General features: G+C 44.6%; 17 protein-coding genes. 6 read left to right on the top strand and 11 right to left on the bottom strand.

The genetic code is table 11. The features are described from left to right. Positions 1-765 (bottom strand): phosphosulfolactate synthase, encoded by a 765-nt coding sequence (locus SIO70_RS09520; RefSeq protein WP_320580648.1) that lies wholly within the window; start codon positions 763-765, stop codon positions 1-3. A gap of 306 nt (positions 766-1,071) precedes the next feature. Then, positions 1,072-2,505: a tetratricopeptide repeat protein gene (locus SIO70_RS09515; protein WP_320580647.1), complete on the bottom strand. Its 1,434-nt coding sequence runs from the start codon at positions 2,503-2,505 to the stop codon at positions 1,072-1,074. A gap of 322 nt (positions 2,506-2,827) precedes the next feature. On the opposite strand from SIO70_RS09515, the gene SIO70_RS09510 reads away from it, so the two are divergent. Continuing rightward, positions 2,828-3,208 carry a hypothetical protein gene (locus SIO70_RS09510; protein WP_083720944.1) on the top strand — a complete coding sequence of 127 codons (381 nt, stop codon included), beginning with the start codon at positions 2,828-2,830 and terminating at the stop codon, positions 3,206-3,208. Between the two features lie 232 nt (positions 3,209-3,440). Here the strand turns inward: SIO70_RS09510 and SIO70_RS09505 are convergent, their stop codons facing one another. The 4 genes from SIO70_RS09505 to pafA all read right to left on the bottom strand — a co-directional run bounded on the left by SIO70_RS09505 (position 3,441) and on the right by pafA (position 7,429). Beyond that, complete coding sequence (locus SIO70_RS09505; protein WP_320580646.1) at positions 3,441-4,094, bottom strand: hypothetical protein; 654 nt, start codon at positions 4,092-4,094, stop codon at positions 3,441-3,443. 130 nt (positions 4,095-4,224) lie between these two features. Next, the gene (locus SIO70_RS09500; RefSeq protein WP_320580645.1) at positions 4,225-5,004 is read right to left on the bottom strand and encodes an enoyl-CoA hydratase/isomerase family protein; all 780 of its coding nucleotides are present in this window, start codon (positions 5,002-5,004) and stop codon (positions 4,225-4,227) included. Between the two features lie 55 nt (positions 5,005-5,059). Further along, entirely contained in the window at positions 5,060-5,500 is a 441-nt protein-coding gene (locus SIO70_RS09495; protein ID WP_320580644.1) for a hypothetical protein, read from the bottom strand. A gap of 249 nt (positions 5,501-5,749) precedes the next feature. Further along, on the bottom strand, positions 5,750-7,429 hold the full coding sequence (gene pafA / locus SIO70_RS09490) for an alkaline phosphatase PafA (protein WP_320580643.1): 1,680 nt from the start codon (positions 7,427-7,429) through the stop codon (positions 5,750-5,752). A gap of 105 nt (positions 7,430-7,534) precedes the next feature. Between pafA and SIO70_RS09485 the strand changes: the two genes are divergently transcribed. Further along, on the top strand, positions 7,535-8,776 hold the full coding sequence (locus SIO70_RS09485) for a pyridoxal phosphate-dependent aminotransferase family protein (RefSeq protein ID WP_320580642.1): 1,242 nt from the start codon (positions 7,535-7,537) through the stop codon (positions 8,774-8,776). 506 nt (positions 8,777-9,282) lie between these two features. Here SIO70_RS09485 and purL read toward each other — a convergent pair. Beyond that, positions 9,283-11,538, bottom strand: coding sequence for a phosphoribosylformylglycinamidine synthase subunit PurL (gene purL, locus SIO70_RS09480; RefSeq protein WP_320580641.1), 2,256 nt, complete (start codon positions 11,536-11,538; stop codon positions 9,283-9,285). 371 nt (positions 11,539-11,909) lie between these two features. On the opposite strand from purL, the gene SIO70_RS09475 reads away from it, so the two are divergent. Beyond that, complete coding sequence (locus tag SIO70_RS09475; protein WP_320580640.1) at positions 11,910-14,108, top strand: glutamine synthetase III; 2,199 nt, start codon at positions 11,910-11,912, stop codon at positions 14,106-14,108. 129 nt (positions 14,109-14,237) lie between these two features. Here the strand turns inward: SIO70_RS09475 and accC are convergent, their stop codons facing one another. The 3 genes from accC to efp all read right to left on the bottom strand — a co-directional run bounded on the left by accC (position 14,238) and on the right by efp (position 16,801). Next, positions 14,238-15,575, bottom strand: a complete 1,338-nt coding sequence (accC, locus tag SIO70_RS09470; protein WP_083720959.1) for an acetyl-CoA carboxylase biotin carboxylase subunit — start codon at positions 15,573-15,575, stop codon at positions 14,238-14,240. Between the two features lie 112 nt (positions 15,576-15,687). Then, a complete protein-coding gene (gene accB / locus SIO70_RS09465; RefSeq protein ID WP_320580639.1) occupies positions 15,688-16,176 on the bottom strand; it encodes an acetyl-CoA carboxylase biotin carboxyl carrier protein in 489 nt (162 codons plus the stop codon). Between the two features lie 58 nt (positions 16,177-16,234). Next, positions 16,235-16,801: an elongation factor P gene (gene efp, locus SIO70_RS09460; RefSeq protein ID WP_320580638.1), complete on the bottom strand. Its 567-nt coding sequence runs from the start codon at positions 16,799-16,801 to the stop codon at positions 16,235-16,237. A 354-nt stretch (positions 16,802-17,155) separates the two neighbouring features. On the opposite strand from efp, the gene SIO70_RS09455 reads away from it, so the two are divergent. The 3 genes from SIO70_RS09455 (at position 17,156) to SIO70_RS09445 (ending at position 19,407) form a co-directional block, all read left to right on the top strand. After that, complete coding sequence (locus SIO70_RS09455) at positions 17,156-17,668, top strand: TlpA family protein disulfide reductase (RefSeq protein ID WP_320580637.1); 513 nt, start codon at positions 17,156-17,158, stop codon at positions 17,666-17,668. A gap of 75 nt (positions 17,669-17,743) precedes the next feature. Beyond that, positions 17,744-18,682: a malate dehydrogenase gene (gene mdh, locus SIO70_RS09450; protein WP_320580636.1), complete on the top strand. Its 939-nt coding sequence runs from the start codon at positions 17,744-17,746 to the stop codon at positions 18,680-18,682. Between the two features lie 263 nt (positions 18,683-18,945). Then, complete coding sequence (locus SIO70_RS09445; RefSeq protein ID WP_320580635.1) at positions 18,946-19,407, top strand: MarR family winged helix-turn-helix transcriptional regulator; 462 nt, start codon at positions 18,946-18,948, stop codon at positions 19,405-19,407. Positions 19,408-19,481: 74 nt separating this feature from the next. Here SIO70_RS09445 and SIO70_RS09440 read toward each other — a convergent pair whose 3' ends face one another. After that, on the bottom strand, positions 19,482-20,720 hold the full coding sequence (locus SIO70_RS09440) for an MFS transporter (protein WP_320580634.1): 1,239 nt from the start codon (positions 20,718-20,720) through the stop codon (positions 19,482-19,484). Between the last annotated feature and the right edge of the window lies 1 nt (position 20,721).

The raw sequence follows: 20,721 nt of genomic DNA, 5'->3' as shown, positions 1-20,721 counted from the left end.
TTATGCTTTATCTAAATACAGGTGGAAAGTATCACCTCTCAGACCTACTCTCATTGCTTCCAGCGCTATCACTTCTGACGGAGCCAGGTTACCCAGGTTCACGTTGCAACCGATCAGTTCCAGGAAGTACAGCTGTTGTGCTTTCTGAGGAGCTTCCCATATGATCTTTTCAGATGGTACCTGGGTCAGGATTTCCTGTACCAGACCTTCTCTTACTTCACCGGATCCGCGATAGATACCTACGTTACCGCTTTCTCTTGCTTCAGCGATTACGTAGCTGGCACCAGCGCTCAGCTCAGCATTCATCAGCTCAATCCATTTATAGGGAGGAATAATGTGCTCAGCGTCTTTCGAACCAACTTCGCTCAGTACAGTTGAGATTTTGGACAGTTTCTCGATATAACCACACTTTTCAGCATGAGGAATCGTGATAGAACCATCGGATACTTCAACATGCTTAATACCATAATCCTTGATCACACTGATAAAATCGTCGATCTGGTTACGGATAAGGAATGCTTCAAATAAGGTACCCCCGAAATACACAGGGATATTAGCTGCCTGATACACCTCAATCTTTTCACGCAGGTTCGGTGTCACGAATGATGTACCAAATCCCAGCTTTAAGATATCGACGTGTGGGGCCGAAATCGATAAGAAATTCTTAGCTTCCTGCAGACTCAGACCTTTGTCCATTACCATGGTTAGGCCATAATTACGCGGTTTCGCCGTACGATCTGGAATTTGTGTCAGATTAAAATTCATTTGAAACATTTTTATCGTCTTCTTGGTTGGCATTCCAGGCATACAGTTTTGGCCGACAGCCGGAACGCACGTTGGTCAGTTTTTGTGTTGCGGTATGGAATAGTAACTTACCCAAGATAAATAATAGCTATATATAAAACCGGCGCGAAATTAACACATTCCCGGCAAACAGGCCCCAAATAAGTGATTTCTATTTAAAAACACAAGCCCTAATATGCTAAGTGATTAATTATTAACACTGTTTATGTACAAAAAAAGCGCTTATACCTATGGGCATAAGCGCTTTTTATCCTATTTCAGGGAAGATCATTTCTTTCTTTTCCTCACCGGTTTGTATTTGCTCACCAGTTCCAGCACTCCTGGGTATTGCAACAGGGTCGGATCGATCACCAGCATCTTTTTCAGGTACTTAGGTGATTCCTGCAGGGCATTTTCCAGCAGCAACAGGCCTTCTTTGTGCTGGCCGGTAGCGATGCTGATGGCTGCCTTGCAATACAAGAACACCGGCTTCTGGCCTACCTTGCGGATAGCCGCTTCCAGCTGGGTCATGGCTTCTTCGTAGAAACCTGAGCGGTATAGCCCGGCTATAAATTCCAGCCAGGTATTGGCACTGGATGGACGGAGGCGTACAGCTGCCAGCAGGTGGATCAGGGCTTCTTTGTTTCGGTCCAGTTCCATGTAGCAGTTGCCCAGTGCCATCAGGTACTCAGCATTGTTCTTATTGATCTTGATGGCGCTCAGAATGGATTTAATGGCATTTTCCCAGTTATTTTCCATAATGTAGGCAGCGCCGATCTTGTAATACAATTTATCGTTGCTGGGGCTCAGGTGCGATGCCTTGCGGTAGTAGTACCTGGCCTGTGTATATTTCTTCTGGCGATCGTAGCAGTGACCGATGGCTTCATAAATCACATCTTCAGGCTTAGCGATTTCCAGGTGCTTTTTCAGCACATCGATGGCGTCGGCATACTTGCGGAGGCGGATGTAGGCATCGCCCATATTCCGGTAAGCATAGTCGAATTTTTCATCAATCACGATGGCGTACTGGTAGGCGTCTATTGCCTTTTCATACAGTTTGAGCCCCTGGTACGCCGTACCCAGGTTAAACCAGGCCAGCTGGTTATAAGGATGCTCATTGATAATGCTGGTATGGAGGCGGATACTTTCTTCGTTACGACCGGTAAATTCGGTCCAGAAGCAGATCTTGTGCAACGCTTCTTCATTATTTGGCGCATGCTCAAGGGTCAGTTTCAGGCATTCGAACACTTTGTCGAACTCCTCACAATCGTCATACACATCAGCCAGCTCGAGTAATAGTTCCGTTTTATCTTCTCCGTCAAACACGCTGATCTGTTCTTCCAGCAGGGCAGCAGCCTTCTGGTGCTGGTTCATGGCCAGGTAAACGTCGGTTTGCAGGATGTAAAGATTGATATCAGTGCTGTCGAGGATGGCTGCTTTTTCCAGCAGTTCCATGGCCTCCTGGTATTTTTTGGACTCTATTAAAAGGTTGGCTTTTTTGAGTAGAAGTGTCGAAGAGTAGGGGAACTGTTCAATAGCCAGTTCGGCCGCTTGCATTGCATTGGGGAGTTCATCATGCTCATCATAGTAGTCTATGATCAGTTCGAAGGAATCCTCATCAAGGAAACTGTGAGACTGTCCGGATTTCAGGTTTTCAAACTGCTGTAACAAGTCTCTTATCTCCTCAAAATCATCGTTTAAAAATGGGAAGTCTTGATTCATTAATGTAAATATAAGTATTTTTTGATTCCTCAGCTTAGCGCCAGGCAGGCAGTCGCTATCTCTGAATTTTTTCTTTTGTCAGCATTAATCTTTTAACAAAATTATGAGTCAAAAGAATGTTAAAACTTTCCCTACCGATGTCAGCTATTCATATCTTAGGTGGCAAAAATCCTGCCGCAGGATCAAGCTACAGGAATAAAAGAAAGTCTTATCTGATTATCAGCATATTTAACATAGTTTAACATAACTTTAAGAAATTTTTACTAACTTCGTTAAGGAAGTGTTATAAAATATATAAAAAAGTTTGTACATTTGTGTTACAATGAAACAGATTACTAACATATTTAAGACCTTTTCATTGTCTTTTTTGTTGGCCGGTGTTATGGCTCTGGTAGCCACCAGCGCGTTCGCCAGTGATAATATTACAAACGATAATAAAGACAAAGGAAAGAAGGCTGAAGAAAAGCTCTCCCTTAGCGCAATGCCTAAGGCCAACCTGAGCCTGGATGCAGGTTATCGCTTCAATGCGATCAATGCAGGCTTTAAGTTGTCTGACGATAATGCCTCATGGAACTTTAAGTCTACCATGACAATTAAGCAGGGGAATGTGACTTATGTCCTGCCTTATGCTGCACAGATCCAACAGCCATCCAATATGGGCTACCATCATCTGCAGATTATTCTGCCTCTCAGAAAGAACTAATTTCATTTGAATATAGCGCATTAGGAAAATGCCCCGGTATACCGGGGCATTTTCGTTTATAGCCCTAAGGGATATGGCTTTGCATTTCGGCCGTCCGCAGGACCAGCCATCCCAGGTGCGGGTTCACCCCCAAGGCGTGAACCCGCACCTGGGATCTACATAAAAAGGCGAAGGCTCAGGATATACCTGAGCCTTCGCCTTTTTATGTTATTCTATACAATTAACTATTTTATCAACTACCCATCCTTGCCAGTTCCTCCCTGCTTATCTCCTTATACCCTGCCTTCGGCACATCAAAATAAGACCCCGGCACCGCATTCAACTCTACCGTCACGGCTACCATCGTCATCTTCCCCCCATTCTTGTTCAATATCTCAAACTGCAACGGTATCCCCTTCAGATTCACAAACCGCCTGTTATATTGCCTGTTTTCCGGCTGTAGATCAGTAGTATAATACACTTCGAAAGTCGTTCCATCCGGTAATTTTGCAGTCGCCCTCCGGCAATTATATCCTGCTATCTTCTTTGTTTCGGTCCCATCTTTGAACTGTGCCCCGGCATACAATTTCAATTCTTTCTCATATTCCTCCTTTCCGGCCCGGGTCAGGTACTTATCCCCATGGTTGTTGATCAACGTAACCACTGATTCTTCCTTGCTGTTTATCAGGTAGCTGATATGGACTTCGCTGAAATCTATATCCACCCGGCTCTGAGTACCTTTCATGTACTGGGTGAGCGTACCTCCTGTAAAACTGGAGTCTGTGGCAGACTGGCCGGAGGATTGCATATTGTATACAATTTTTGCATCGGACACCAGTCGTTGAGCATACGACTGGCTGGTGGAGACCACCACCAATAACAAAAATGTGAAAAGAGCTTTTTGCATGACAGTTAAGTATTTCGTATAAAATGTGTTTCGGTTAAATACCGGATGCCTGGCACGCGTTTGACCTATTGGTTTAGGGATCATTATCATGCTTCGGTTTCATAGGTAATATTGAAAAAATCGTACCGGATTACCATGTCATTTTCTGCCTGTCCAGGAAAGCCTGTATACCCCGCTGACAATCAGCATGTTCACGGGTAACGGCATTTTCAGCAGCAGCGTGTTCCAATGCTTCGTCAAGTGGCAGATCATATACCCGGGTGATTAACCGCTTCGTTACTTTTAACGAATTGCCCGAAGCATTGTTACAGAGATCTTCTGCTACTTTCGAGACATGAGCAGCTATCTCTCCGGCTGGTACCACCTGGGTGATCAAACCATAGCCCGCAGCTTCTGCTGCGGTGATCAATCTGCCCGTTAAAAGTAATTCCCGGGCCCTTCCCTCCCCTATTTTCCGTACAAGGAATACTGATACCAGGGCAGGGATAAAACCGATCTTTACCTCTGTATAGCCCAGTTTTGCTTCAGGTACGACATAACTCAGGTCGCATAGCGTCACTAACCCACAGCCGCCTGCAATGGCATGACCTTCTACCAGGGCAATGATCACCTTGTCATGGTAATAGATCTTTTTCATCAGTGCCATCAAAGCACGGGAATCAGCCAGATTTTCCTCTCTTGTATTTTTTTGTAATTGTTGCAGGGATTCCAGGTCCGCACCGGCGCAAAACGCCTCTCCGGAACCTTTTAATACGATCACTTTTACAGCGGCATCTTTGCCCGCTGCATCCAACGCGGCCTGCAATTCTACTACCATTGCGGCATTCAACGCATTGCGTTTTTCAGGGCGGTGGAGTGTAAGGGTGGCCACACGACCCGATACATTATACAGGATATGTTCGTATATCATTTCGCGGTTATAGCGAAGCTGGTTTCGCTGAATGAATATACTAATTTCTGCAAACTTAGTTCAATCTGTAACCTACGCTGGCATAGACACCAAGGGACCGAAGTTTATCCTGCACATAATCCGTGTGGATCATAGCCGAAACAGGCAGTAACAAAGTGCAGTTCACCCCTGCCTGCAATCTGTCGGAAAAAGGATGGTTAAACCCGGCTTCCGTTTTTATGCCCCAGTTCATCTTATCCACTTCATACCCCGCATATTGATCATTCTTAAACTTTCCATTATCAGCAAGGATGTTTGCATAAGGCCCGACACCAATATATAAGGAGGTTTTCTCCCTGGATTGAAGTCGTATAGTGGTATTCAAATGCACATAGCCGAAGTCTTCCACCTTCCTGTCAGTTTCCGGGGTTCTGGCAGATTCCTTTCCTCCCTCCCGTATGTAACCGACCTGGGAAGAAAATACCAGCAGATGACGGAAAAGAGGGGGGTATTCCACACCCAGCAAGCCGCTATAGGAATAGGCTCTTCCTTCCCACTACTGAAGGACCTGCCCTTTTACGCTATGGGTATTAAATCCGTTGTCAATTTTTAAAATTACCTGTGAAAAACCAGTGTGGGCTAACAGGCACAGAATCAGGCTAACAATTAACGTTCTCATATGTAGAATTGGTATGTAATTATTATAAATATAAATGAAAAAACGCCTCTGCATTTTGAGCAGAAGCGTTTTTAACATTTCTTATATTTAATGTGCTATTGCATCTATCACTAACCCCACATTTCCACTCGGCATCTGTATTCTCAACAAAGCTGCAATAGTTGGAGCAATATCCGTCATGCCCGTGAGCTTATTGCTCTTTCCGGGATGTATACCCCATCCCATCCAGACCAATGGAATATGTGCATCGTAAGGATACCATAAACCATGAGTTGTACCGGTTTTTCCTCCTTCTATATAACCCGGACGAACAATGTATTGAATATCACCACTCCTCTTGGCATAGTACCCGTTAATGAGCATATTTCTCAGAGGATTCGGGATAATCATATTCATCAGTTCAGACAAAGGAAACGCATTTGCAATCGCGGTATCTTTCAGTAATTCTTTGGCTGCTACTGCTGCAATATCCTTCACAGATTTACCAGCTTTCTCAATGCCATCATGATCGAGGTACAATTGATAATTGCTTGCACCAATAACCGCTTTTTCCACACCAAAACGCTCTTTTACAATGGCATTTATCTGCTTAATATCCGGAGCCACGCTCCAGCTACCACCCGGTAATTTATTTTCTCCTGAAAAACCTGGTACATGTGCTACCCCATGATCGGCAGTCAGGAATACAAGGTATTGGCCTTTGCCCACAGTGGCGTCCAGGTATTTGAAGAAGGCAGCGAGGTCTTTATCTAACCTCAGGTAGGTATCTTCCGCTTCGATAGAGTTAGGTCCATACTGGTGCCCTACATAATCAGTAGAAGAAAGGCTCACCGTGAGCATATCCGTTACGCCATTATTCCCTAATCGATAAGCATTTACCGCTTTCTGGGCAAAAGCCAGGGTCATGGTATTACCGTAAGGTGTACCAGCAATTCCTTTATTGGCATTAGCACTTATGTCATGTGGAAAAACTGGGGTAGCTCCTTCATAAGCTTTGTTATCTTCAGCACTCTGTGTATAACTTTCAATTGGGTACAGGGTATTCCATGGCTGATTCAGGTATTGTGCCGGCCACTTTTCCCTGTTATAATTTTCTACCCAGTCAGGCAGGCGGTTCATATAGTAAGAACTGGTGATCCAGTTGCCGGTAGTACCGTCATACCAATAAGCCGCTGTAGCGCTATGACCTGCGGGCAATATAGATCCTCTGTCCTTAATCGCCACACCTACCACTTTACTTTTGAAATTGGTAGCCAGCCTCAGTTCATCGCCGATGGTGGTCACCTGCATATTTTCAGGACTCATTTTTCCGGCATTGGAAGTGCTACCCACGGTATTCACCGTACTATCTTCCGCACAATAGATCTCTCTGTTCAAGGCCGGGCTAAACCATTCATTCCCCACAATTCCGTGTACGGCAGGTACTGAACCGGTATAAACACAGGTATGACCAGCAGCCGTAACTGTTGGAGTATAATTAATTAGTGTATTTTCGCAGGAGAATCCTTCCCGCAACATCCGTTTGAAGCCACCATTAGTATAACGGTTGTTAAAGCGATACAGGTAGTCCCAACGCATTTGATCCACCACAATGCCAACCACCAGCCTGGGGCGGCCTGATAGCGGCGTGGCTGGTTTATCCCAGGCAGTAGCCTGGCCAGGTTTAGGAGAAGTAGCTTTTTGGCCACTTACCTGATTGAAAAAGACACAATTAACCGTAACTAATGCTAACGTTAAAATCTTCGGGCAAAGAATTCTTTTATACATTATTATTTTTTAACATTTTGAATTGTAACCCAAGTTTACAAAAACTAATATTTTAATACCTTTGTGGCAAAATTAAAACAACCACTATTAATCATTATTTAACATATGGATATATTCGAGAAACTGCTGAAACACTTGGGCCCTATCGGGGAGCACTCAGACAGAGCCCACGGTTATTTCGCATTCCCTAAGCTGGAAGGTGAAATTGGTCCCCGTATGAAGTTCCGGGGCAATGAGAAAATCGTTTGGAGTCTGAACAACTACCTGGGTCTGGCTAACCACCCTGAGGTACGTGCTACAGATGCTAAAGCAGCAGCGGATTTCGGTCTCGCCATGCCAATGGGAGCCCGTATGATGAGTGGTAACACGAACTACCACGAAAAGCTGGAAAAAGAATTATCCGATTACATGGGCAAGGAAGATACAACGCTCCTTAACTATGGTTACCAGGGTATCATGAGTGCCATTGATGCAGTGTGCGGCCGTCGTGACGTGATCGTATACGATGCAGAGTGCCACGCCAGTATTATCGACGGTCTTCGTTTACACCAGGGTCACCGTTATGTGTTCAAGCACAATGACATCGAAGACCTGGAAAAACAATTGAAACGTGCTGAAGACCTGATCAAAGGTACCTCTGGTGGTATCCTGGTGATCACTGAAGGCGTATTCGGTATGGCGGGTGATCAGGGTAAACTGAAGGAAATCGCTGCCCTGAAAGACAAGTACGAGTTCCGCTTCCTGGTGGATGATGCACATGGTTTCGGTACAATGGGTAAAACCGGTGCCGGTACAGGTGAAGAACAGGGTGTACAGGACAAAATTGACCTGCTGTTCAATACCTTCGCTAAATCCGGTGCTTCTATCGGTGCTTTCATCAGCGGCGAAAAGAAGATCATTAATTACCTGCGTTACAACATGCGCTCCCAGATCTTCGCAAAATCAGTTCCATTACCACTGGTAATTGGTCACCTGAAACGCGTAGAACTGATGCGTAATAACCTTGAGCTGAAAGCTAAGCTTTGGGCTAATGTTAACAAATTACAGTCTGGCCTGAAAGAGCGTGGTTTCAACATCGGTAGCACTAACTCTCCGGTAACGCCGATCTACCTGCAGGGTGATATTCCTGAAGCAACTGCTATGTGTCTGGACCTGCGTGAGAACTATAATGTATTCTGCTCTATCGTAGTATACCCTGTAATTCCTAAAGGACAGATCATTTACCGCCTTATTCCAACAGCAGCGCATAACGATGAGGACATCGAGCTGACGTTGAAGGCATTCAGCGAAACGAAAGAGAAGCTGGATAAGAAGGTATATAATGTAGCTGAAATACCAATGGTATAAGGTTATAGTTAATAAAGAAAAAGCCCTGATCACTATCGTGATCAGGGCTTTTTTAATTGCTTAAAAACAAGGGAGCCCTTCGTTGTAACACGAAGAGCTCCTCTACAAATCTTTCTTTCTCACTAGGTGTAAATCACTTAGCTTTCATTAGGACATGGTAAGTAGAACAATTGGTTTTCATAGAATGGGAATCAATAAGACTCCTGGATATTTTTATACTAAAAAGCCCCTGACAACCGGACTTGTATTTTGCATCTCTCTGCATCAAAAATAGTTCACATATAGTAATATAAATTCACACGAAGATGCTATTTTGTTAATGAGTTGTTAAAGTAAATACAACATACAATAAAACCTTCTTTTCAGGCAAACGAGCCATGAGTAACGATTTAGTAAATCGACCACTTTTTATAAGTGTATGATGAACAGCTGAAAAATGAGAAAAGGTGCAACATAACACCCATGTGGGATTATGTTACACCTCTTAATCTTTAAAAGCTTGTTTCTTATGCTAAATTGCGTTCGATAGCAGTATCATACTGTTGTTTCCATTGGCTCACTTTACCCCAGTCCTCTCCATCTACAACAACATGTTCACCTTTCACGGAACCAATCTTCTCATATCGGACAGAGTATTCGGTTGCATCTACCAGTCCATGGAGCAGTGCTTCGAATTTCTCTTTATCCTCAGGTCTTACAGTGACTACCGCACGGCTCTGGCTTTCACCAAACAGGTAAGCATCCTTACGGAAGTTAGCATTGGTATGTACGTCAAACCCTAATCCGGAAGACATTGCGCTTTCCAGCAGGGTAATGAACAGACCACCTTCGCTCACATCGTGTGCAGACTGGATCAGACCTGCTTTATTCAGCCTGGTGATGGCATTTTGCAGCTGTGCTTCTTCTTCCAGGTGGAAGTGAGGAGCAGGGCTGAATTCAATACCGATCAGTTTGTGCAGGTATTCAGAACTGTTGATATCATTGCGGCTACGGCCCAGCAGGTACACCAGGTGACCAGCTTCCTTGAAGTTCAGGGTCATACGGTCTTCGATGCTATCCAGGATACCCAGCATACCGATAGTAGGCGTAGGATATACAGCGCCTTCAGGAGATTGGTTGTAGAAGCTCACGTTACCACCTGTAACAGGTGTATTGAATTTACGGCAGGCTTCACCCATACCTTTAATAGCGTGTACGAACTGGTAGTATACTTCAGGATCGTAAGGGTTACCGAAGTTCAGACAGTTTGTAATCGCAACAGGTTCGCCTCCGCTACATACGATGTTGCGGGCTGCTTCGGCTACAGCGATCTGACCACCAATGTGAGGATCAGCATATACAAAACGGCTGTTACAGTCAGTAGTTACGGCCAGTACTTTCTTCGTGCCTTTTACGGTTACGATAGCAGCATCACTTGGCGCGTTTGTAGTGGCATTCGCTGTACCTACCATGCTATCGTACTGGGTATAGATCCAGCGTTTGGAAGCGATGTTAGGCAGCTTGACCAGCCTTTCTGCTGCAAACTGTGCATGCAGGGTATCCGGAATGTTCTGGATACTGAAAGCTTTGATTTTTTCGAAGTAAACAGGCTCGGTATAAGCGCGGTGATATTGAGGAGCACCACCACCCAGCACCAGGCTTTCTGCAGGTACATCTGCTTCCAGCACATCGTTCATATAGAACTTCAGTGACTTGTCGGTAGTTACTTCACCAATCTGCACGCAATGCAGGTCCCATTTCTCAAATATTTTCAGCACTTCGGCCTCCTGGCCTTTGTGCAATACGATCAGCATTCTCTCCTGGCTTTCGCTCAGCAACATTTCCCATGCTTTCATGTTCTGCTGGCGGGTAGGTACCTTATCCAGGTGGATAATCATACCATGTTCTCCTTTCGCACTCATTTCTGCGGTAGAACAGGTGATACCAGCTGCGCCCATGTCCTGCATACCTACCAGCGCACCGGTTGGAATGATTTCAAGACATGCTTCCAGCAGTTTCTTTTCCTGGAATGGATCTCCTACCTGTACGGAAGGCAGATCTTCCACACTGTCTTCGGTGATGTTCGCACTTGCAAAAGAAGCACCGCCTATACCATCTTTACCGGTTGCAGAACCTACGATGAATACAGGGTTGCCAGCACCATAAGAAGTAGCAGATACTGTCTGGCCTACTTTTACCACCCCAACGCTCATCGCGTTTACAAGCGGGTTAGTACCATAGCAATCTTCGAAGTAAGTCTCGCCAGCCACAGTAGGTACACCAAAGCAGTTGCCATAATGACCGATACCATGCACAATACCTTTCAGCAGGTGCTGTGTTTTCTTGTCATTCAAATTACCAAAACGCAGAGAGTTCAATGCAGCAATCGGACGGGCACCCATTGTGAAGATATCACGGTGAATACCACCTACACCGGTAGCCGCACCCTGGAATGGCTCGATAGCAGAAGGGTGGTTATGTGATTCGATTTTGAATACACAGGCATAACCATCGCCTATATCCACCAGACCGGCATTCTCTTCACCTGCCTTTACCAGCAGGCGCTCCCCATCGCGGGGCAGTGTTTTTAACCACACGATTGAGTTTTTGTAACTGCAATGCTCACTCCACATTACAGAATACATACTCAGTTCAGTGAAGTTTGGCGTACGGCCAAGGATGTTCTTTATGCGCTCAAATTCGTCTGCAGTAAGCCCAAGCTGTTCAGCTGTTTCAACGCTAGTCTGGGAGAACTTATCTGGAGTTTCTACGGAAGTTTGCATGTAACTAGATGTATGAGTACGATATTTAAAAGAAGATGCAAACCTACAGGTTTTTCCTGCAATTGACAAGGAAATCACCTGTTGGCGGCTACCATTTTAACTGGAAATCATATCCTGCCACAAAAATATTACTTAAGTAATTTTCATCAAAACAAGTCTTTTTCCCACTCACTACTGAAGTAAAAAAGCCCTTTTAACACATTACTATTTTTTAAATACATCAGTTTAAGTATTACTCGCCCCCATTTTTTTGACCAAAAATCAAAATAATTAACCTTTATAACCTAAAAATGTAATTTTTTAGTTAAAATCAATTTAATTCTTGCTTATGTAAGCACAACAGCGTTCTTTTGTGTAAAATTATTTACAGCATGCAATCGTTACGCTTCACCGCGCTGGAAAACCTTTCTGGCGTTGATTCCAAAATCACATCCGAAGCACTCACCGGTACTAAGATCACCGAAGTGTTCGGCAGCAATGTATTCGCAGGAAAAGCAATGCGGGAAAGCCTGAGTGATGAGGCTTACAAGAGCCTGATGAACTCAATTAAGGCTGGCACCAAAATCGAACGTAAAATGGCTGAGCAGATCGCATCTGGTCTGAAAGCCTGGGCAATGAAAAAAGGTGTTACCCACTACACACACTGGTTCCAACCATTAACTGGTACTACTGCTGAAAAACATGACTCTTTCTTCACCCTGAAGAGTGATGGTACCCCGCTGGAAACATTTGACGGCGACGCTCTGGTACAACAGGAGCCTGATGCTTCTTCATTCCCTAATGGTGGTCTGCGTGCTACATTCGAAGCGCGTGGTTACACTGCATGGGATCCTTCCTCCCCTCCATTCATCCTGGAACAGGGATTTGGTAAGACACTCTGCATTCCTACTATATTCGTTTCATACACCGGTGAATCACTGGACTACAAAGCACCTCTGCTGAAAGCATTATCTGCTATCGACAAAGCTGCTGTAGACGTATGTAACTATTTCGATAAAAACGTTACCAAAGTTACTCCTACCCTCGGTTGGGAACAGGAATACTTCCTGGTTGACGAAAACCTGGCTAACGCTCGTCCTGACCTGGTTATGACTGGCCGTACCGTAGTTGGTCATGCACCATCCAAAGGTCAGCAGCTGGAAGACCATTACTTTGGTTCTATCCCAGAGCGTGCTTACGCTTTCATGCGTGATTTCGAACTGGAATCATACAAACTGGGTATTCCTTTGAGAACCCGTCACAACGAGGTAGCTCCTTCTCAGTTTGAGTGTGCGCCTATCTTCGAAGAAGTGAACATCGCAGTTGACCACAACTCCCTGCTCATGGACGTGATGAACAAGGTTGCTAAACGTCACAAACTGAAATGCCTGCTGCACGAGAAACCATTTGCTGGTATCAACGGTTCAGGTAAACACAATAACTGGTCTATGGCTACCGACACCGGCGTTAACCTGCTGGCTCCTGGTAAGACTCCAAAGACCAACCTGATGTTCCTGACTTTCTTCGTTAATACGATCAAGGCTGTTCATGACTACGCTGACCTGATGAGAGCTTCTATCGCTTCTCCAAGCAACGATTTCCGTCTGGGCGCTAACGAAGCACCTCCGGCAATCATCTCCGTATTCTCAGGTAAATACCTGTACGATGTACTGCAGGAAGTGAAAACCCGCGTAAGCAACAAGTTCGATGAGCAGGATGAAGCTATCCTGAAACTCGACTTGCACCGTCACATTCCAGAACTGATGCTGGACAACACCGACCGTAACCGTACTTCTCCGTTTGCCTTCACTGGTAACAAGTTCGAGTTCCGTGCTGTAGGTTCTTCTGCTAACTGTGCTTCTGCAATGACAGTGCTGAATACTATCGTGGCTAAAACCCTCGCTACCTTCAAGGTTGAAGTGGATGCCCTGATTGAAAAAGGTGAGAAAAAAGAGATTGCGATTATGCAAACTCTTAGAAAATATATTGTAGATTCGGAAAAAGTTTTATTCGAAGGCGACGGTTATAGCGAAGAGTGGGAAAAAGAAGCCGAGAAGAGAGGTTTACCAAATGTAAAAACTACTCCTCAGGCCCTGGATGCTTTCGTAACTGAGAAATCTACTAAACTGTTCACAGAAGTAGGTATCTACACAGAGAAGGAACTGCATGCACGTCATGAAATCCTCCTCGAAGACTATGTGAAGAAGGTACAGATCGAAGCCCGTGTTATAGGCGACCTGGCTACCAACACGATCCTGCCTTCAGCAATCACCTATATGAATAGTTTGATCACTAACATCCGTGGTCTGAAAGAAATAGGTTTAGGCGATGCAGCTGTTAAGGCGCAAACGCAGATTGCTAACAAAATAGCCGAACATGTTAACGTCATCAGTGAGAATGTACAGGCTATGATTGAAGCGCGCAAAGTAGCTAACAAAGTTACTGACAGCCGCCAGAAAGCTATAGATTATTGTGAAAAAATTAAGCCGTACTTTGATGTGATCAGATACCACTCCGATAAACTGGAGTTCCTGGTAGATGACAAACAATGGGCATTGCCTAAGTACAGAGAGCTGCTTTTCTTGCGATAAAACCGTAAGATTGTTTTGGTGTATGATTAGCCCCGGGTATTTACCCGGGGCTTTGTGTTTTAAGGAGGTTGGGGGGCATAAAAAAATCCCGGCAGTTTGTACTACCGGGACCTGGCTAATAAAAATATATTACACTAACTTAAACGTCTCTGTAAACTTAGTTGTAAAGTTACCTTTTCTGAAATTCTCATCTCTCATCAGCTGCTGATGGAATGGAATGGTTGTCTTCACCCCTTCAATCACAAACTCACTCAGTGCTCTTTCCATGGTGCTGATCGCTTCTTCTCTCGTCTGTGCGATCGTAATCAGCTTAGCTACCATTGAATCATAATAAGGAGGAATTACATAGCCTGCATAGATATGAGAATCTACTCTCACACCATGACCACCTGGAATATGCAATACGGTGATCTTACCAGGAGAAGGACGGAAATCATTGTATGGATCTTCCGCATTGATACGACACTCAATTACGTGCATCTCCGGCATATAGTTCTTCCCTGAAATAGGAATACCAGCTGCAATCTTGATCTGCTCTTTAATCAGGTCGAAATTGATCACCTCTTCAGTTACACCATGTTCTACCTGGATACGGGTATTCATTTCCATGAAGTAGAAATTCCTGTGCTTATCCACCAGGAACTCAATGGTACCTACGCTCTCGTAATTGATCGCTGATGCAGCTTTGATAGCCGCTTCACCCATCTTCTCACGCAGCTCAGGCGTCATGAACGGAGAAGGAGACTCTTCTACCAGCTTCTGGTGACGACGCTGAATAGAACAGTCACGCTCACTCAGGTGACATACTTTACCATACTGGTCACCAGCTACCTGGATCTCAATATGTCTTGGCTCTTCCACGAATTTCTCCATGTAGATACCATCGTTATTAAATGCCGCACGGGCCTCATTTTTTGCCATGTTGTAGGCATTCTCCAGCTCTTCGTCTTTCCAAACTACACGCATACCTTTACCACCCCCACCAGCAGTTGCTTTCAGGATGATAGGAAGGCCCATTTCTTTAGCCAGTGTTCTTGCTTCTTCCAGGCTTTGTAATAACCCGCCGGAACCCGGAATAACAGGTACACCTGCTGCAATCATGGTTTCTTTAGCAGTCATTTTATCTCCCATCTTACGGATCATCTCCGGAGTAGGTCCGATAAATTTAATGCCGTGTTCTCCACAGATCTCTGCAAAACGTGCATTTTCTGCCAAAAATCCATAACCCGGATGGATTGCATCCGCATTAGTGATCTCAGCTGCCGCCATTAAGTGAGGGATATTCAGATATGATTCACTGCTCTGCGGCTTGCCTATACATACCGCCTCATCCGCGAACTTCACATGAAGACTATCCTTGTCAGCAGTAGAATAAACAGCCACCGTTTTGATGCCCATTTCCTTACAGGTACGTATAATACGCAAGGCGATCTCTCCACGGTTGGCAATCAATATTTTCTTAAACATGTTTTTTCGATAGGTTAAAGAAAAAAGTTAATAAGCCTAAAAGGTTGGAACAATATGAAGCAGGGGAATCCCTACAATACCTCATAATATTCCAACCTTTTAACTAACAATTTTATGGTTCTACCAGGTACAGAGGCTGATCGTATTCTACAGGAGATGCATCATCTACCAGTATTTTCACGATTTTACCACTTACCTCACTTTCAATCTCGTTGAAAAGCTTCATTGCCTCAATGATACATACCACTTTACCTGCGGATACCTCATCACCTACATTTACAAAGAAAGGTTTATCAGGACCAGGGCTGCGGTAGAAAGTACCGATCATAGGAGACTTAATGGTTACCAGGTTGTCTGCTTTTACATCAGCAGCTGGTTTTGGCGCGTCAGCAGCCGGAGCTGATACAGGAACCTGCGCAGCAGCAACTGCCTGAGGAACTGCCTGTACAGGTGCTGCCATAGTTGGCACTGCAATCACCTGCTGAGTTTCGTTATCCTTTTGCTTTATTGTAATCTTAAACTTGTCCTGCTCAATGCTCAGTTCGCTGATGTTGGATTTGTTGACCATCTTGACCAGCTCCTGAATCTGTTTAAAATCCATGTAGACAGTTTTTGGTTTAGAAATGCTTGAAGTAGATATATAATTGGATGGACTAAAACTATTCTTTTACACGCTCAATGTAATCACCCGTTTTGGTGTTTACTCTGATCAGTTCTCCCTCATTTACGAACAAAGGAACATTCACGGTTGCACCACCTTCTACAGTAGCAGGTTTCAGCGTACGAGTAGCTGTATCCCCCTTCAAACCTGGCTCAGAATACGTTACTTTCACCACGATTTTATCCGGTAATTCCACACTCATTGGCTGGTCGGTTTCCGTATTAATACTAACTCCTACTTCCTGGCCTTCTTTCAGGAACTGAGGTGCATCGATAATACTTGCTGGTAAAGCAATCTGCTCGAATGTCTCGTTATCCATGAAATTGTAACCACTATCGTCCTGATATAAGTATTGGAATGCTTTCTTCTCAACACGCACAGGGTAGATAGTATCACCGGAGTTCCAGGTATGCTCGATGGAACGGCTGTTATCAACACCCTTCAGTTTTGCCCAAACTTTAGCAGCGGCACGGGCTGTTTTGTTCTGACCAAACTCTACAACAGAATAAAGGCTGTTTTCCAGCTTTATTATCAATCCTGTTCTGATATCTGCAGTGGTAGCCATAAAAAGGATACTTAATTTAAAGTTAAAAATTTACGTTAAGGATTGCAAAAGTAATCATTCTGGCAAAACCCAAAACCCGTTGCTTCCTAATTTGTTTTAGTGTATTTAGAGACCTACTGTTACCTATTATTTTTTTTAGGAATGCAAACATAGTGTAAGGGAAGGTAATCTAGTAATTTTTTTATAAAAAAGTGGAAAAGTAAGCGTTTTGAGTCCTTTTTAAGCCAATTTAAGGCCAGAATAACATTGATTTCAGTGTATGAGGCTGGTTCTTCCAGTCATGTAAATGGCACTTTTACGTATGCTTAAATTCGATACCTTTAGCTGTAATATTTTTTCAAATCAAAGAGTTATATGAAGCACTATCTGATCGTACTATTGTTATGTCTGCCAGCCTTGATGAATGCACAATCCAACAAAACTACCGCTACTGCAGCCAAGGACCAACCTCCTTACCTGCAGTTTCCAACACCACCCGCCTTTGAGTTTACCCTCCCTGACGGAAAGGTAATAACTAAAAAGAACCTGAAAAAGAACGTCAAAACCCTGATTTTTGTTTTCAGTGTAGACTGTGACCATTGCAAGCACCTGACAGAAGAAATGCTCAAAAACATCGACAAGTTCAAAAAAGCTCAGATCCTGATGGTGACCCCGTTCAAACGGGAATTGATGAAAGAATATTATGACCATTATAATATTAAGAACTACCCGAACATTACGATGGGCAGCGAACCCACCCGCCAGATCATGTATTTCTACAACCTCCACTACTTCCCCGGCCTCTTCGTATATGATAAGAAAGGTCAGTTTGTAAAAGGTTTTGAAGGTACCGCGAAGATCGAAGAACTCGCCGAGCTCCTGAAGTAGCCTGCAAATCTGCTTCAGCGGGCATTAGTTACATTTATTCATCCTCATATTCTTCACCAAAATAAAAAGTATACGATGAAAGTTACTGTTGTAGGAGCTGGCAATGTAGGTGCAACCTGCGCTAATGTGCTGGCCCACAGAGATTTTTTACAGGAAGTCGTGTTATTGGACATTAAGGAGGGAACAGCTGAAGGGAAGGCGCTCGATACATGGCAGCAGTCGCCCATTGACTATTACAGCACCAGGATATCGGGGGTGACGAATGACTATGAGAAGACAGCCGGTAGCGATGTGGTGGTGATTACGTCGGGACTCCCCCGTAAACCAGGAATGAGTCGCGACGACCTGATCAACACCAATGCCAATATCGTAAAGTCTGTAACAGAGAATATCTCCCAGTATTCCCCTGATGCAATTATCATCGTAGTTAGCAACCCACTCGATGTAATGACGTATTGCGCTTACCTCACTGCCGGCAAAGACAGCAGCAAAGTATTCGGTATGGCCGGTATCCTCGATACCGCCCGCTACCGTGCCTTCCTCGCCGAAGAAATTGGCTGCTCTCCCAAAGACATTCAAGCTATCCTCATGGGCGGTCATGGCGATACTATGGTTCCCCTACCCCGCTACACCACTGTAGCAGGCATTCCTGTCACTGAACTGGTAGCCCCCGACAAACTCGAAGCCATCATCCAGCGCACCAAAGTAGGTGGTGGCGAAATCGTAAACCTACTGGGTACCTCCGCATGGTACGCACCCGGCGCCGCAGCCGCCCAGATGGTAGAAGCTATACTGAAAGACGAAAAACGCATCTTTCCTTGCTGCGCATGGCTCTCCGGACAATATGGCCTCAAAGATATCTATCTCGGTGTACCCGTGATACTGGGTAAAAATGGTATCGAAAAAATTATAGAGCTACAGTTGGACCCAGACGAAACAAATTTGCTTAAAACCTCCGCTGATCACGTAAAAGAAGTGATGGATGTACTTGACAATATGAAAGTTGTAGCCTGATTCCACTTATTAACATCTTAAAATTGGCCTTCCGCCAAAACCACAAATCATCAACGAGGCCGTATCTTAAGTAAGATACGGCCTCGTTTTTATTCGTCGGGTACCTAATGGAGATAGGTCATCCTTTAATCCCTTCTGAGGAGGTTTATTTATTTTTGATACGCTCTCTCTATTTTTAACTACTCAATTAAGTGCCCCCGTTTATTTTCCATTCCCTATACATAATTGAATTATCGTATTTTTAAGCCGATATACGCGCACTTATGTCAAATATAGAAAAACTGATCTCGCAAAAAAGTTGGTCCAGCGAGTATAACAAAGGGTTAATAGGTCTCATCTTCGTAGGTAACTGGCTGGTTTCCCGTCACCAGCACTTCTTTAAAAAGTTTGACATCACCATGCAGCAGTATAACATCCTTCGCATTTTGCGGGGACAATATCCTAAAGCGGCCAATATCAATACTTTGAAAGAAAGGATGCTGGACAAAATGAGCGACGTTTCCCGCCTCGTGGAACGCCTAAGAAAAGCTGGCCTGGTAGAAAGAAAAGCAAGCGAAATTGACCGTCGTGCTGTAGATGTCATGATCACTCCCAAAGGGCTCTCACTGCTCGATGAAGTCGATGTAGACCTTCCCGCCCTGGAAGATTCTCTGAACCTGTCGCTTACTGAAGAAGAAGCGAAACAACTGAACTTACTGTTAGATAAGATCCTGATGAGGTATTAAAAATGAAAAAAGCCCGGATGAGTGAGTATTGATACTCAGTACATCCGGACTTTTTTTTATCAACTAATCTTGTTTTAGATGGTCTCCATGTAATTTAAATCCTTTCCAAATGTCTCCGGCACCAGGTAAGATGCCAGTAACCCTAAGCCTATCGTAATCAGGCCCACGATTCCTGCACTGGTCAGATAACTGAAAGAATGCTGTAACCAGCCAAAAAGTATCGTGATCAACACCAGCATCCCCCTCGCAAAGTTAGGCACCGTAATCGCTACCGTGGCCCGCAGGTTCGTACCAAAACTCTCTGCCGCTATCGTTACGAATATCGCCCAGAACCCGACACTGAAGCCAAGTAAGAAACAAATCGTGAAGAAGAATGTCTGGCTGGTGCCCGATTGATGGAGGTAGACAGCCGTAAAAACGATGGTGAGTAACAGGAACAGGATCATGACCTTTCGCCGGCTTTTCCACAACTGACTCACCCAGCCCGTGACAAAGTCGCCCAATACCAGGCCCGCATAACAAAAGGCAATAGCATCGCCAGGCGCTATCGGGTCCTTCACCCCCATTTCTACCGCAAACTTATTGGAATAAGCTATCAATACCCCTACCACAAACCAGGTGGGTGTTCCCAGCATGATACATTTCAGGTATTTAATAAACCGCTCCCGGTTGTTAATCAGCGCAAATATATTCCCTCTCTTTACCGAATTGTCCGTAGCTGCCGCATGAAACATACCAGATTCCATCACACTGATTCTCAGTAATAACAACACTAATCCCAACCCTCCACCAATGAAATAACAATACCGCCAGTCAGGTACCAGCTTTGCAATCAGATTTGCTGCTATTGCACCGGAAACCCCAACGGTTGCTACGATCATCGTACCATAGCCTCTTTTTTCCTTGGGCAGGATTTCTGCTACCAGGGTTATACCAGCTCCCAGTTCACCAGCCAGACCTACCCCAGCTACAAACCTCCAGAAGGAATACGCCGTTGTAGTCTGTACAAAGCCATTGGCAATATTGGCCACTGAATACAAAAGAATAGAACCGAATAATACCCGGAGCCGTCCTCTCTTATCAGCAATGATGCCCCACATGATACCGCCTAACAGCAGCCCTATCATCTGGATATTCATCAGCCACACGCCGATACCTTTGTCAATCTCATCCTGTGGAACACCCAGTGATTTCAGGCTGGGCACCCGTACTATGGTAAATAGTAATAAGTCGTAGATATCTACGAAATAACCCAATGATGCCACCAATACGGCAACATTGAAGATGGTGGAATTTTTCGAGTCTGGTTTCATG

This window comes from Chitinophaga sancti (assembly GCF_034087045.1).
GTDB lineage: Bacteria > Bacteroidota > Bacteroidia > Chitinophagales > Chitinophagaceae > Chitinophaga > Chitinophaga sancti_B.
This window is presented reverse-complemented; position numbering and strand designations above follow the sequence as displayed.

Coding starts and splice junctions, on each gene's coding strand:
- pafA (WP_320580643.1), bottom strand. CDS start 7,429: ATGTATAAAAGAATTCTTTGCCCGAAGATTTTAACGTTAGCATTAGTT.
- SIO70_RS09505 (WP_320580646.1), bottom strand. CDS start 4,094: ATGCAAAAAGCTCTTTTCACATTTTTGTTATTGGTGGTGGTCTCCACC.
- SIO70_RS09440 (WP_320580634.1), bottom strand. CDS start 20,720: ATGAAACCAGACTCGAAAAATTCCACCATCTTCAATGTTGCCGTATTG.
- SIO70_RS09510 (WP_083720944.1), top strand. CDS start 2,828: ATGAAACAGATTACTAACATATTTAAGACCTTTTCATTGTCTTTTTTG.
- accC (WP_083720959.1), bottom strand. CDS start 15,575: ATGTTTAAGAAAATATTGATTGCCAACCGTGGAGAGATCGCCTTGCGT.
- mdh (WP_320580636.1), top strand. CDS start 17,744: ATGAAAGTTACTGTTGTAGGAGCTGGCAATGTAGGTGCAACCTGCGCT.
- accB (WP_320580639.1), bottom strand. CDS start 16,176: ATGGATTTTAAACAGATTCAGGAGCTGGTCAAGATGGTCAACAAATCC.
- efp (WP_320580638.1), bottom strand. CDS start 16,801: ATGGCTACCACTGCAGATATCAGAACAGGATTGATAATAAAGCTGGAA.
- SIO70_RS09515 (WP_320580647.1), bottom strand. CDS start 2,505: ATGAATCAAGACTTCCCATTTTTAAACGATGATTTTGAGGAGATAAGA.
- SIO70_RS09485 (WP_320580642.1), top strand. CDS start 7,535: ATGGATATATTCGAGAAACTGCTGAAACACTTGGGCCCTATCGGGGAG.
- SIO70_RS09455 (WP_320580637.1), top strand. CDS start 17,156: ATGAAGCACTATCTGATCGTACTATTGTTATGTCTGCCAGCCTTGATG.
- SIO70_RS09520 (WP_320580648.1), bottom strand. CDS start 765: ATGAATTTTAATCTGACACAAATTCCAGATCGTACGGCGAAACCGCGT.
- purL (WP_320580641.1), bottom strand. CDS start 11,538: ATGCAAACTTCCGTAGAAACTCCAGATAAGTTCTCCCAGACTAGCGTT.
- SIO70_RS09475 (WP_320580640.1), top strand. CDS start 11,910: ATGCAATCGTTACGCTTCACCGCGCTGGAAAACCTTTCTGGCGTTGAT.
- SIO70_RS09445 (WP_320580635.1), top strand. CDS start 18,946: ATGTCAAATATAGAAAAACTGATCTCGCAAAAAAGTTGGTCCAGCGAG.
- SIO70_RS09500 (WP_320580645.1), bottom strand. CDS start 5,004: ATGATATACGAACATATCCTGTATAATGTATCGGGTCGTGTGGCCACC.